Consider the following 12,057-nt stretch of genomic DNA (forward strand, 5'->3'; position numbering starts at 1 on the left):
AGTGGCGCAACCCTGGTTCGTGTTCGGAGTGGTGTGCCCGGACGGTCGCCGCCCCTCGGTACGTTGAGGTCTCCCAGGCCCGCTGACGGTGTGTCAGCGGGCCTCGCACCCAAGGAGACTCCGTGTTCTCGAGGACCAAGCGGGCCGCCTGCTCGGCAACGCTCGCCTTTGCCGCTGCCGCCGCCTTCACCGTCGCCGTGCCCGGCGGCAACGCCTACGCCATCGACCACATCGAGTGCAAGGGCGGCGAGAACTACCTCAAGATCTGGTCCCACCTCGACGGTCAGCAGAGCGTCGACTGCTACGCCAACGCCGGCCGCACCGACTTCGGCGGCTGGTGGATCGACCGGATCTCCACCGGCAACAACGACCTCGTCTACTACGACGTCAACGGCGACTCGGTGAAGATCGAGCGCTGGCACGACATCACCTTCCCCAACCACCCGCCCCGGGTGAAGTCCATCCAGATCCTCTGACCGCAGCACGCCGCCCGGCGGCCCGTGCCACCTCCACCCCGACCCGGCACGGGCCGTCAGCCCTCCCCCTCCCCGGCGGGCTCGGCCGCCTCGGAAGCCTCGGCCAGCTCGGCCAGCCGCCGCAGTTTCCCGTCGCTGTCGCTGCCCCGGTCGGGGTAGTAGACGACCAGGATGACGTCGTCCACGGGCAGCTTGTCGCGGTGCAGCCGCAGCTCGCCGACCACCGGGTGGTGCAGCGTGGTGGTGCCGCCGCCGAGGTCGCGGACGTCGTGGCGGGCCCACAGGGTGCGGAACCGCTGGCTGGACAGCGCGAGTTCCCCGACCAGCTCGACGAACCGGGGGTTGTCGGTGTCGTCCCCGATCGAGGTGCGCAGGGCGGCGACGAAGTCGGCGGTGGCCTTCGCCCAGTCCTGGTGGAAGGACTGCTCCGCCGGGTCGAGCAGCAGGGAGCGGAGCCGGTTCTCGCCGGGCCGCAGGCGCGGGGAGAGCGCCAGCGCCATCGGGTTGGCGGCCAGCACGTCGAACGCGCGCCCCTCGACGAACGCGGGCACCGGCAGGTGCGCGAGCAACTGGTGCACCCGGGCCGGCACCTGCTCGGGCCGCCGGCGCCGCGGTGCGCGCGGACGGGCCGCGACCAGGCCGAGCAGGTACGTCCGCTCGACGTCGTCGAGCCGCAGCACCCGGGCGAGCGCGTCGAGGACCTGCGGCGAGGGGTTCCGGTCGCGCCCCCGCTCCAGGCGCAGGTAGTAGTCGGGGCTGATCCCGGCGAGCAGCGCCACCTCCTCCCGGCGCAGGCCCGGCACCCGGCGGTTCCCGCCCGGCGGCAGCCCCGCCTGCGCGGGGGAGACCAGCTCGCGCCGGGCCCGCAGGTAGCGGCCGAGCCGGTTGCCGGATTCCTCGTCCTTCATACCGCCACCGTAGTGCGGCGCCCGCCGTCCAGCGGGGGCCCTGTCAGGACCAGGGAGGACGGGGGCCTCCCCGCGCCCGCCGGAACACGCCCAGGCTGGAGAGCGGAGCCGCCCCGGCCGAGGGGCGGCGGACACCCCGGGCGGCACCCCGCCGCCCGCGCCGCGGGCCCGCCCGGCCCCGGCGCCCCACCGAAGGGAAGACCCCCGTGGACCTCTCCAAGCGCACCGTCCTCGTCGTCGGCGGCACCTCGGGCATCGGCCGCGAACTGGCCCGCCGGTTCGCCGCCGCGGGCAGCACCGTGGCCGTCGGCGGCCGCGACCCGCAGGCGCTCGCCGACCTCGCCGGGGAGGGCTTCGACGCCTTCGCCGTCGACGTCACCGACGACGCCTCCGTCACCGCCGCCCGGGACGCCGTGCTCGCCCGCCACCCGGAACTGGACACCGTGGTGACCATGTCCGGCGTCATGCTGCTGGAGGACCTGCGCGACCCCGCGCACTTCGCGGCGGCCCGGACCACCGTCGACACCAACCTGCTCGGCACCGTCCGGGTGCTCGACGCCTTCACCCCGCACCTGGTCCGGCGGGGCGCGGGCACCCTCGTCACCGTCAGCTCGGGCATCGCCTTCCTGCCGTTCCCGCCGATGCCCAGCTACGCCGCCTCGAAGGCCGGGGTGCACGCCTACACCGAGGCGCTGCGCGCGCAGCTGGCGGGCACCGGCGTCGACGTGGTCGAGCTGGTGCCCCCGGCCGTCGCCACCGCCGGGCAGGAGCGGGTGAACCCGCACGCGCTGCCGCTCGACGGCTTCGCCACCGAGGTGATGGAGCTGCTCGCCCAGGACCCCACCCCGCACGAGATCCTGGTCGAGGGCGTCCGGATGCACCGCTGGGCCGAGCGCGACGGCACCTACGACGACCTGGTCGCCCAGCGCGCCCGTGCTCTGTCGATGCTCCCCGGCCGCCAGGGCTGACCCCCGCCCGGCGCGCCAACTCTCCTGCCCCGCCGGCACGTTGACCCTACGGTCCCCTCGGACCCGCCCGCCGCCCGCCACCATCGTCCGGATAACGGAAAACAGGATGTCCGATACCCGCGCCGCCGACTACCGGGGCCCATCCTGGCCGGGCCCCGGGCCGGTGTCGGTGAGGACCACGCAGCACTCGCCCGGCCGCGGATCGAGCACGGCCCGGACGGCGGTGGTGTCGAGGCCGGCCAGGTAGCCGTCCAGGAAGGCCCGGTTGAGTCCGCACACCAGGTCGGTGGCCTTGGCGGCGAGCGGGTGGAAGGGGCAGTTGTGCAGCCGGACCTCGGTCGGGCCCTCGCGGACCGGCTCGTAGCCGTACGCGTCGAGCATCCGCTCACAGAGCGTCAGGCCCCGTTCGGCGCCCAGGCGTCCGGGCCGGCTGCGCTCGCGCTCCTGCTCGCCCAGCCGCCGGCCGCGGTCCGCGGCCGCGACGGTCGCCGCGTCGGCGGCGCTGCGCCCCCCGCCCTCGCCCAGCACGCCCGCCAGCAGCAGGTCGGCGAGGAGTTCGTGGCGGCGTTCGGGGATAGTGACCGCGATCTGCGCGTCCGTGGGCTCGTAGACCTTCGGCTGGCGGCCCACCCGGCGCTGGGCGCCGGGGGCGCCGTAGCGGGCGCGCAGCAGGCCCGCGGCGACCAGCTTGTCGAGGTGGAAGGCGGCCAGCTTGCGGGAGATGCCGACGCTGGCCGCGGCCTCGTCCCGGGTGACCGGGTGCCCGGCGCGCCGGATGAAGGCGAACATCCGGCGGCGGGACTCCTCGCCGAGCACGCTCACCGACTCGATCCCGTCGATCGGTTCGGGCTGCTGGGGGGACGTGTCCTGGTCCGTCACGCTCCCACGATAACTCCCGCACGACCGGGTGAGGGTCCTGCGCTTGACGGGTGGCCGGAATAACGACAAGACTTGTTGGCGAAAAGGGAGGCGGTGCGCCATGAGCAGCAGCGCGCAACGGTGGCGCCAGGAGGCGAAGCAGCCGGTCAGTGCGGCCCTGACCGGGCCGTACGGGCACCCGTTCCACCCGATCCTGGTCACCGTGCCGATCGGCGCCTGGGCGGGGAGCCTGGTCCTCGACATCGCCCCCCACGCCGTGGGCGATCCCGGGTTCCTGGCCCGCAGGTCGATGTGGCTGATCGCCGTCGGAGCGGTCGGCGACCTCGCCACCGGCGCGACCCCGGCCGCGACTCCCGCCCCGGCCGGTGGCGTCCCGGCGGAGCGCCGCTTCCCCGTCGCCGTCGTCCTCGGCCACGGACTGCTCGCCGTCGTCACCGTCGTCCTGGTCCTACTGTCCGCGCTCAGCATCGGAGGCAGCTGACATGTCCCCCTGGAGCACTCCCGCCACCGAGCCGGTCCCCGGCGACGGCGCGACCCCGTTCCCGCCCCTGCACGTGGTGCGCGACACCAGCGGCAGGGACCTGGCCGCCGCCGAGCGGGCCGCCGCGCAGTTCCTCGAAGCCCTGGGCGTGTCCACCGACTCCGAGAGCCTGCGCGGCACCCCCGGCCGGATGGCCCGCGCCTACGCCGAACTGTTCACCCCGCGCCCGTTCGACCTCACCACGTTCCCCAACGACGAGGGCTACGACGAACTCGTGCTCGCCCGCGCCATCCCGCTGCGCTCGGTCTGCGAGCACCACCTGCTCCCCTTCGTCGGCACCGCCCACGTCGGCTACCTGCCCGGCGCGCGCATCCTGGGCCTGTCCAAACTCGCCCGCATAGTCGAGCACTTCGCCTGCCGCCCGCAGGTGCAGGAGCGCCTGACCAAGCAGATCGCCGACTGGCTCCAGGACAACCTGGACCCCAAGGGCGTCGGCGTGGTCATCAACGCGGAGCACACCTGCATGACCCTGCGCGGCGTCCAGGCCACCGGCACCCGCACCCTCACCTCCACCCTGCTCGGCATCCTGCGCACCGACCCCCGCACCCGCGCCGAGTTCCTCGCCTGCACCGGCGTCACGACCAACACCTGACGCCCCGGGCGCCCGGCCCCGCCCCTCGTCCGGACACGTCGGGCGTCGGCGAGCGCCGGGCGAACGGGGTGCCGGGGTCGGAGAGGTAGCCGCCCTTGAGCGCGCCGAAGCGCTATTAGCCGCGCCGAAGCGCTGGCAGCCGCGCGGCGGCGGACTCTGGCCCCGGCCGCCGCAACTGGCCTCCCCGCGGGGAGGATCGGCGCTTTTCGCGGGGGAGTGCGGCCCGGGCGCGCCCGGGCGGTGCCGGAGGTGGTCGCGCGCCGGTGCGCCGCCCATTGGGATGACATTGCGTAGTCGGTGGCGGGTGGCGGGGGGTGTCGCCTGATAGCCGTAGGGGTGGTCGCGGCAGGGTGTCGCCCAACTGATCGTTTACGCACGGCCTTTCCGGGCGCGAGGAGAGCGCGCCACGACGGGACGGCCCGTCGGCGACCCGCGGGTTCCCTCCCGCCCATCCACCGCCCGTCCACGAGAGGACAGCGCAACCGATGACAGCCGAGATCGCCTACGCGAAGATCCACCCCGCGATCGGGGTGGCCCGCGTGGGCAACAGCACCGCCGCGGACGGCTGGTTCCACGGCCCCGAGACGCCCGCGCCCGAGCCGGCGCCGGTCGGCTTCTACAAGGACGCCACCGGCGCGGTCAAGCGCCAGGCCGCCCGGTTCCGGCTCTACGGCTACGACGCCCAGGGCCGGGTGGTGCGGGAGTTGAAGCCCGCCGAGGCCGGGGTGGAGGTCGAGTGGGCCGTGCACGTGGCCAACCGGAAGGCCGCCTGGTACAACTTCGACCTCGCCCTCGACATCCCCGACATGCAGGGCAAGGCGTCCCTGCGCCGCAACGGCAAGACCGGCGACGCGGACCGCTCGCACCTGGTCATCGACCCCGGCCGCAAGACCCTCGTCCCCGGCGGCGAGCAGGAGGTGGAGTTCACCGGCGGCACCTGCTTCGGCGTCCCCGTCCCGCTGGGCGGGATGCGGACCGACGAGGAGGGCCGGCTGGTCGTCCTCGGCGGCAGCGGCACCTCCGCCTCGCCCGGCGGCGAGCCGCTGGTGTCCTTCGGCAACAACGACGGCTGGTACGACGACACCTCCGACGGCCCCGTCACCGCGACCCTGAAGCTGGACGGCAGGGACGTCGAGGTCAAGGGCGCCTGGGTGGTGGTCGGCCCGCCCAACTTCGCCCCGGACGTGAAGACCCCGCGCACCCTGTGGGACCTGCTGCACGACGTCTTCCGGCCCGAGCGGCCGGTCGGGGCGGGCGAGGAGGTGGTGTTCGAGCGGGACATCAAGCCGATCCTGCACCGCTTCTGCGAACTCCAGTGGGTCAACAAGGGCTACGCCACCCACCACGGCTTCGGCGGCCCCGAGGACTTCATGGCCCCCGCGCTGTACGACCGGCTCTCCAGCAAGGCCGAACGCAACCGCGAGCTGCGCCGCCAGGTGTTCACCGCGATGCGCGACTACGAGCGCGACGGCGGCCGCTCCCCGCTGCCCTGGCCGTGGTTCTACGGCGACGGCATGGCCGGCAAGCCCAAGTCGCAGCTGCAGTACATGACGCTCTCCGACACCCAGATCGCGCAGCTGGAGAAGTGGGCGAACGGGGAGTTCAGCACCGCCGCCGTGCCCGGTTTCCCGAGCCGGATCGAGGACGCGCCGATCGCCGAGCAGCCCGGCCTGCTGGACCGCGCCGCCCTGGACTTCTGCCTGGCCGACGCCTTCCACCCCGGCTGCGAGGTCACCTGGCCGATCCGGCACACCGGCCTGTACCAGGAGCCGTTCCGGATCCTGCACCGCGCCGAGGACGACCCCGAGCCCGACTACGGCCCGCAGTTGAGCGCCGAGCGGGCCCTGGGCGCCGACGGCCCGCTGCACGCCCAGCCGCCCGGCGGGCTGACCCGCTGGATGGCGATCCCCTGGCAGACCGACACCGCCAGCTGCCGCTCCGGCTACGAGTCCAACGCCCTCCCCAAGGGCCGCTACGACCCGCACCTGCCGACCTTCTGGCCCGCCCGGGTGCCCAACCACGTCCTCACCGAGGAGGACTTCCGGATCGTCAACCAGGAAGGAGGGAAGGGCAGTTCGGAGGACGAGCGGCTGGACGCGTTCGCCCGCCGGGCCTCCTGGCTGCGCGGCCTGCGCGGCGAGTACAAGGAGCAGCTCGCCCAGGCGGCCAAGGAGTGGTACCACTTCGGCATCGTGGAGACCCGCCGCTACACGGTCGGCGACGGGAAGTTCCCCGCCACCGTCCAGGTCGAGTCCGTCCCCGGCTTCCCGCTGGAGGGCGTCTCGCCGGACCGCAACCTGGTGACCGTGCACGTCCCGGAGGCCACCGCACTCGACAGCGCCGCCTACAGCGGCGTGCTCGGGGGCGTCGCCGAACGGACCGGCTACAGCGCCGAGGAGATCACGGTCGGCTACATCGACAAACTCGACCCGTTCGGCGAGGAGTCGGCCAACGGCGGCGGCGCCCGCCCCGCGGACGGCGGCGCGTGAGCCCGGCCGCACCCGCCGCGCCCCGCGTCCCCCGGGCCTCCCGCGTCCCGCTCTTCGACGTGGTTGTGGCGGGCGGCGGCCCGGCGGGTGCGGCCGCCGCCCTCGCCCTGGCCCGGGCGGGCCGGACGGTGCTGCTGGCCGACGCCGGACGCGGCCCGGCCCCGGTCGGCGAGGCACTGCCCGCCGCCGCCCGGGTGCTGCTGCGCGACCTGGGCGCGGACGGCGTCCTGACGCACGGCCACCTGCCGTGCCTGGCCAACCGCTCCGCGTGGGGCGGAACGGCCCTCGGCTCGACGGACAGCATCCTCGACCCGCACGGCCACGGCTGGCACCTCGACCGCCCGCTGTTCGACCGCCGACTGCGCGACCGGGCCCGGGCGCAGGGCGTCACGCTCGCCACCGGGACGGCGGCCCGCCCGCTGGAGCGCACCGCCGACGGCGGGTGGACGGTGGCCCTGGGCGGCCGGGAGCCGGTCCGCTGCCGGTGGATCGTGGACGCCACCGGCCGCCGGGCCGCCGTCGCCACCGCCTACGGGGCGCGCCGGCTGGTGAGCGACCGGCTGCTCGCCGTCCACCTCACCCTCGGCCCCACCGCGCACCCCGCCGACACCACCACCACGGTCGAGGCGGCCCCCGACGGCTGGTGGTACACCGCACCGCTGCCCGCCGGCCGCCGCCTGCTCGCCCGGTACACCGACGCCGACCTGCCCGCCGCCCACCGGACCGCCCTGCCGGCCGGCCTCGCGGCCACCCGGCACATCGGCCCCCTCGCGGCCGCCCACCCGTGGCCCCCGGCCGCCGCGCCCCGGCGCGCGCCCGCCCACACCGCCCGCCTCGACACCGTCCACGGCGACGGCTGGACCGCCGCCGGGGACGCCGCCCTCGCCTTCGACCCGCTGTCCTCGCAGGGCATCCTCACCGCGCTGTTCACCGGCCTGAGCGCGGGCACGGCCGTGCACGCCCACCTGGCCGGCGACCCCGGCGCCCTGCCCGGCTACGCGCGCACCGTCGACCAGGTCCGCGCCACCTACCTGCGCAACCACCGCACCCACTACGCCGCCGAACAGCGCTGGCCCGACCGGCCGTTCTGGCAGCGCCGCCACACCCCCGCCCCCCAGGAGGCCCGCGCATGAGCACCGCACCCCTCGCCGACACCGTCAGCGCCGACGCCGCCGACCGGCACGGCCACCGCTTCCTGCTGATCGGCCAGAAGACCGTCTCCAGCTCCCACCTCGGCCTGTCCTACGTCCCGATCCGCGCCTTCCAGCCCGCCGACCTGGCCCCCGCCGCGACGCCCACCGTCCCCTCGCTCAAGGACCCGCACGGCGCCGCCCCGAAGAGCCCGCCGACCCCCGGCACCCGCTGCGAGGGAAAGACCGGCGACCGCCCGGTCCCCTTCACCGCCGGCCGCCAGGACCGGTGGAACAACACCTCCCTCAACAAGAAGGCCTGACCCGCGCCACCACCGGGATCCCGCGCAGCCGCACCGCTCCGCGAAACCCCGCACCGCCCCCCACCGCCGATCCCCCCGATGCTCCACCGAAGGGCCGCCACCCATGTCCGACACCAGCTTCGCCTTCCCCGAGGACCTGCTGCGGCCGACGGCCGGCCCGGGCGGCCGGGCCGCCGTGATCGGCACGGGCACCGCCGGGCCGGTGCGGGCCCGGTGAGCCGGCCGCAGCCGCTCGGCCGCGCCGACCTGCTCGCCGCGCTGACCCCCGCGCCGGACGCCTCGGAACGGGTCGGCGTGGAGGTCGAGTGTGCCCTGCTCGACCCGGTCACCGGCGTCGGGGCCCGCTACTCGGGCCCGCACGGCGTGCGGGCCGTGCTGGCCGCGGTGCTGGAGCGCTGGGGCGGCGAACCCGAGTACGACACCGGGCAGTTGACCGGTGTCCGGCTGCCCGGCGGCGGCAGCTTCACCCTGGAGCACGGCGGCCAGATCGAGTACTCCTCGACGCCCGCGCCCGGCGTCGGCGGCGCCGTGGACGAGGTGCGGGCGGCACTGGAGCGGCTCGCCGACCTGGCGGCCGGCTTCGGCCTGGCCCTCGTCCCGGGCGGCAACCTGCCGTTCGGCCGGCTCGCCGACGTCGAATGGGTGCCGATGACCCGCGGCGCGGCCATGCGCCGCTACTTCGCCGGCCTCGGCCCGGCGGGGGAGCGGGCGCCGCAGGTGATGGCGCTCTCGCTGTCCACCCAGGCCACCCTCGACTTCCTCGGCCCCGAGGACCTCACCCGCAAGCTGCGGATGCAGACCGCCGTCGCCCCCGCGGTCTCCGCGCTGCTCGTCAACTCCCCACTGCTGGAAGGCCGTCCGTGCGGCCTGCTGTCCCACCGCAGCTGGGCCTGGCTGCGGACGGACCCGCTCCGCACCGGCCTGCTGCCGCCCGCCCTGCGCGCCGACGTGAGCGCCGGGGACCTCGTCGACTGGGCGCTCGGCATCCCGCTGATCCACTACCGCACCGCCGACGGCCGCTACCACCGCGCCCCCGGCGGCACCTTCGCCGACCTGCTCCGCGACGGCCTGCCCGACGGCACCGGGCCCACCGCCGCGCACTGGGCCGCCCACCTCTCCCAGCTGTGGACCGACACCCGGGTGCGCCGCACCCTGGAACTGCGCGGCGCCGACGGCCCGCCCGCCCCGCACCTCGCCGCGCTGCCCGCGCTGTGGACCGGCCTCACCTACCACCCCGAATCCTGCCGCGCCGCCTGGGAGTTGACCCGGCACCACACCGCCGAGGAGCACCGCGCCGCCCGCGCCGAACTGCCCGCCCGCGGCCCGGACACCCGCCTCGGCGACACCCCCGTCCGCGCCCTGGCCGCCGAACTGCTCCGCCTCGCCCGGGTCGGCCTGGAGGCCCGGGTCGCCGCCGGCCTGGAACCCCCGCACGTCCCCGCCCACCTCGACCCGCTCGACGAGATCGCCGCCACCGGCCGGACCTTCGCCCACCAGTGCCTGACCCGCTGGCACGGCGACCTGCGCGCCGATCCGGCCCGCTACGTCGCCGCCCACCGGATCTGACCCCGCCGCCACCGCCACTGCGGAAACCCCCGTGACCTGCCCGCATCCGACCAGGTAAGCTCCAAACTCCACCAGCGTCCCTTACCTGCCCTGGAGCGTGCCCGTGCCCGACGAAGCGACCGTCCCCGAACTCGTCCGGGCCTGGATCGGCGGCTGGACGGTCTCCCGCGGCGCCGCCGACCCCGCCCCCGAACCCTGGGGCTGGAGCATCGACGTCGGCCAGCCGCGCCACGTGTGGCGGCACGTGCTGCCCACCCCCGCCGAGGCCGACGTCCGCAAGCTCAGCGAGGGCACCACCGTCCCCTGGACGTGGCTCAAACTGTTCGCCGAGGAGGAGCGCGTCCTGCCCTGGGTCGGCCCCGGCTGGCACCAGGACGTCCCCGGGTACCTGATGACCCTCCCGCTGCGCCCCGAGCACCCCGCCGTCCCGGCCGGCTACCGGATCACCACCTGGCACCGCGGCGGCACCGTCCGCGCCCTGGTCCGCACCGCCGATGGTGCCTTCGCCGCCCGCGGCCAGCTCGGCCTGGCCCCCGCCGTCCCGCTCGGCGGCCGCACCGACGCCCCGCTGGTCGCTGTCGCCGACCAGATCGAGACCGACCCCGGGCACCGCCGCCGCGGCCTCGGCTCGCTCCTGATGCGCACCCTGCAGCACGAGGCGCACGCGGCCGGTGCGCGCACCGCCCTGCTGGTCGGCACCACCGAGGGCCGCGCCCTCTACACCAGCCTCGGCTGGACGCTGCGCTCCCCGATGGCCAGCCTCTGGTACGACCCCGCCACCCCCACCGGCCGCCCGCCCGGCGGCTCCTGACCCGCGGCCTCCGCCCGGACGCGCCGGTGCCCGCCGGGAGGGCGCAACTCCGGGCGGGCACCAGAAAAGCGGAGCGGAGGATCAGGCGGCGATCAGCAGGCTCCGGCGCGGGGCGATCACCCGGCCGTCCGGCAGCAGCTCACCGGTGTCGTCGAACAGCAGCACCCCGTTGCACAGCAGGCTCCAGCCCTGCTCGGGGTGGCGGGCGACCGGGACGGCCGCCTCACGGTCCGCCGAGTCGGAGGACGGACACTCGGTTCGGTGCTGGCACATCCTTGTACCTCGCTTCGCTGAAAATTTGCACCGGATCAGGTGTGAAACGGCGTCAGCCGGGTAGGACGATGGGTCCTCCACCCAACCGACACCAGTGTCCGACTCCACGGGCGCTCGCGCAGCCATTTGGTGACATGCGCCACAGAAGAACGCGCGAGATCACCCGAGCGGGCGGGATTCGCCCCGATCCACGCACAGACGGGCCATGCCGTGCTGATCCGATCGGATCAGCCCGGCATGGCCCGTCCGGGTGGTGCGGGTCGGTTCCGGGCGGACGGCGGCGGACGTCAGCCGATCAGCGCGGTCGGCCGCGCCACCGGCGAGCGCTCCAGCCGGGCCAGCAACTCGGCGGCGGGCAGCGCCTGGTGCGCCGCCACCCCGAGCGGCGAGGGCGCCAACGGGATCAGCAGGTCCTCCCCGGGCTGGCCGCCGTGCAGCCACAGCGCCGAGGCGTAGTGCTCGGGCAGCGGCAGCAGCCGGGGCTCGTACCGGACGGGCGTGCCGTGGGTCAGCTGCCAGGCCTGGCGCAGCGCCCGCACGGTGGAGTCGAGGAACGGGCCGGCGCTCAGGTGGGAGAAGACCGGGCCGTCCGGCCCGTTGACCACCTCGGCGGAGGCCACCACCCCGTCCAGTCCGTCCTCGGTGAACTCGCCGACGGTCAGCGGCCCGTACTCCGGTCCGTACTCCGGCCCGCCGTCGGCACTCCGGCTGCCGCCGGTGCAGCCGTCGTGCCCGCAGGGCGAGGGCGCGGCGTCCTCGGCGCCGCCCCCGCCCAGCAGGAAGCGCCAGCCCGTGCAGTCGGCCCCGGCCAGCCGGGGTGCGGGCCCGCGCAGGGCGTGGACGGGTAGCGCGAGCAACGGGCGCGGACGCCCGGCGCCGCGCCGCAGGACGGCGGCCGAGGGCGGCGACAGCGCCGCCTCGGGGGCGAGGGCGGACAGCGCGGCGCGCAGTGCGCCGGCCGGGGGCTGGGACAGGTGCAAGGTCATGGCTGAGTCGCCTCTCCGTGCGAGATCGGCGGGCGATGCGGCATACCGGCATGGCGCCGACATGAGGGAGGTCTGGCCGTGTCCGGTTGTGCATGAGCGCCGAGTGGGTGGGCGG

General features: G+C 75.7%; 13 protein-coding genes. 9 read left to right on the top strand and 4 right to left on the bottom strand.

Features of this window, described 5'->3' with window-relative positions; all coding sequences use genetic code 11:
* Window positions 1-122: 122 nt before the first annotated feature.
* Complete coding sequence (locus tag IH44_RS0122825) at window positions 123-476, top strand: beta/gamma crystallin domain-containing protein (RefSeq protein WP_030461551.1); 354 nt, start codon at window positions 123-125, stop codon at window positions 474-476.
* Window positions 477-532: 56 nt separating this feature from the next.
* On the opposite strand, the gene IH44_RS0122830 is transcribed toward IH44_RS0122825, so the two are convergent.
* Window positions 533-1,384, bottom strand: a complete 852-nt coding sequence (locus IH44_RS0122830; RefSeq protein WP_030461552.1) for a helix-turn-helix transcriptional regulator — start codon at window positions 1,382-1,384, stop codon at window positions 533-535.
* A 206-nt stretch (window positions 1,385-1,590) separates the two neighbouring features.
* Between IH44_RS0122830 and IH44_RS0122835 the strand changes: the two genes are divergently transcribed.
* A complete protein-coding gene (locus IH44_RS0122835) occupies window positions 1,591-2,352 on the top strand; it encodes an SDR family oxidoreductase (RefSeq protein ID WP_030461553.1) in 762 nt (253 codons plus the stop codon).
* A 129-nt stretch (window positions 2,353-2,481) separates the two neighbouring features.
* Here IH44_RS0122835 and IH44_RS0122840 read toward each other — a convergent pair whose 3' ends face one another.
* Entirely contained in the window at window positions 2,482-3,231 is a 750-nt protein-coding gene (locus IH44_RS0122840; RefSeq protein WP_232795051.1) for a metalloregulator ArsR/SmtB family transcription factor, read from the bottom strand.
* Window positions 3,232-3,331: 100 nt separating this feature from the next.
* Here IH44_RS0122840 and IH44_RS47345 point away from each other — a divergent pair, with 100 nt between their 5' ends.
* The 7 genes from IH44_RS47345 to IH44_RS0122880 all read left to right on the top strand — a co-directional run bounded on the left by IH44_RS47345 (window position 3,332) and on the right by IH44_RS0122880 (window position 10,683).
* Window positions 3,332-3,712: a DUF2231 domain-containing protein gene (locus tag IH44_RS47345; protein WP_051817200.1), complete on the top strand. Its 381-nt coding sequence runs from the start codon at window positions 3,332-3,334 to the stop codon at window positions 3,710-3,712.
* Window position 3,713: 1 nt separating this feature from the next.
* Complete coding sequence (gene folE, locus IH44_RS0122850; RefSeq protein ID WP_081967053.1) at window positions 3,714-4,364, top strand: GTP cyclohydrolase I FolE; 651 nt, start codon at window positions 3,714-3,716, stop codon at window positions 4,362-4,364.
* A gap of 485 nt (window positions 4,365-4,849) precedes the next feature.
* Complete coding sequence (locus tag IH44_RS0122855) at window positions 4,850-6,853, top strand: LodA/GoxA family CTQ-dependent oxidase (protein WP_030461557.1); 2,004 nt, start codon at window positions 4,850-4,852, stop codon at window positions 6,851-6,853.
* Entirely contained in the window at window positions 6,850-7,986 is a 1,137-nt protein-coding gene (locus IH44_RS0122860; RefSeq protein ID WP_051817201.1) for a tryptophan 7-halogenase, read from the top strand. Before IH44_RS0122855 ends, IH44_RS0122860 begins: the two co-directional genes overlap by 4 nt.
* Window positions 7,983-8,306: a hypothetical protein gene (locus IH44_RS0122865; RefSeq protein ID WP_030461559.1), complete on the top strand. Its 324-nt coding sequence runs from the start codon at window positions 7,983-7,985 to the stop codon at window positions 8,304-8,306. The genes IH44_RS0122860 and IH44_RS0122865 overlap by 4 nt, the downstream gene beginning before the upstream one ends.
* 213 nt (window positions 8,307-8,519) lie before the next feature.
* Window positions 8,520-9,872 carry a glutamate-cysteine ligase family protein gene (locus tag IH44_RS0122875; protein ID WP_030461560.1) on the top strand — a complete coding sequence of 451 codons (1,353 nt, stop codon included), beginning with the start codon at window positions 8,520-8,522 and terminating at the stop codon, window positions 9,870-9,872.
* A gap of 103 nt (window positions 9,873-9,975) precedes the next feature.
* A complete protein-coding gene (locus IH44_RS0122880) occupies window positions 9,976-10,683 on the top strand; it encodes a GNAT family N-acetyltransferase (protein ID WP_030461561.1) in 708 nt (235 codons plus the stop codon).
* An 81-nt stretch (window positions 10,684-10,764) separates the two neighbouring features.
* Here the strand turns inward: IH44_RS0122880 and IH44_RS0122885 are convergent, their stop codons facing one another.
* Both IH44_RS0122885 and IH44_RS42995 read right to left on the bottom strand, forming a co-directional pair.
* Complete coding sequence (locus IH44_RS0122885) at window positions 10,765-10,956, bottom strand: DUF5999 family protein (RefSeq protein ID WP_030461562.1); 192 nt, start codon at window positions 10,954-10,956, stop codon at window positions 10,765-10,767.
* Between the two features lie 287 nt (window positions 10,957-11,243).
* Window positions 11,244-11,942, bottom strand: a complete 699-nt coding sequence (locus tag IH44_RS42995; RefSeq protein ID WP_051817202.1) for a hypothetical protein — start codon at window positions 11,940-11,942, stop codon at window positions 11,244-11,246.
* Window positions 11,943-12,057: the final 115 nt, after the last annotated feature.

Source organism: Kitasatospora sp. NRRL B-11411, assembly GCF_000721345.1.
GTDB classification, from domain to species: Bacteria; Actinomycetota; Actinomycetes; order Streptomycetales; family Streptomycetaceae; genus Kitasatospora; species Kitasatospora cineracea.

What these genes read in the sequence shown, in the direction of transcription:
- IH44_RS0122830 (WP_030461552.1), bottom strand. Translation starts at nt 1,384, where the DNA reads ATGAAGGACGAGGAATCCGGCAACCGGCTCGGCCGCTACCTGCGGGCC.
- IH44_RS47345 (WP_051817200.1), top strand. Translation starts at nt 3,332, where the DNA reads ATGAGCAGCAGCGCGCAACGGTGGCGCCAGGAGGCGAAGCAGCCGGTC.
- folE (WP_081967053.1), top strand. Translation starts at nt 3,714, where the DNA reads ATGTCCCCCTGGAGCACTCCCGCCACCGAGCCGGTCCCCGGCGACGGC.
- IH44_RS0122855 (WP_030461557.1), top strand. Translation starts at nt 4,850, where the DNA reads ATGACAGCCGAGATCGCCTACGCGAAGATCCACCCCGCGATCGGGGTG.
- IH44_RS0122865 (WP_030461559.1), top strand. Translation starts at nt 7,983, where the DNA reads ATGAGCACCGCACCCCTCGCCGACACCGTCAGCGCCGACGCCGCCGAC.
- IH44_RS0122885 (WP_030461562.1), bottom strand. Translation starts at nt 10,956, where the DNA reads ATGTGCCAGCACCGAACCGAGTGTCCGTCCTCCGACTCGGCGGACCGT.
- IH44_RS42995 (WP_051817202.1), bottom strand. Translation starts at nt 11,942, where the DNA reads ATGACCTTGCACCTGTCCCAGCCCCCGGCCGGCGCACTGCGCGCCGCG.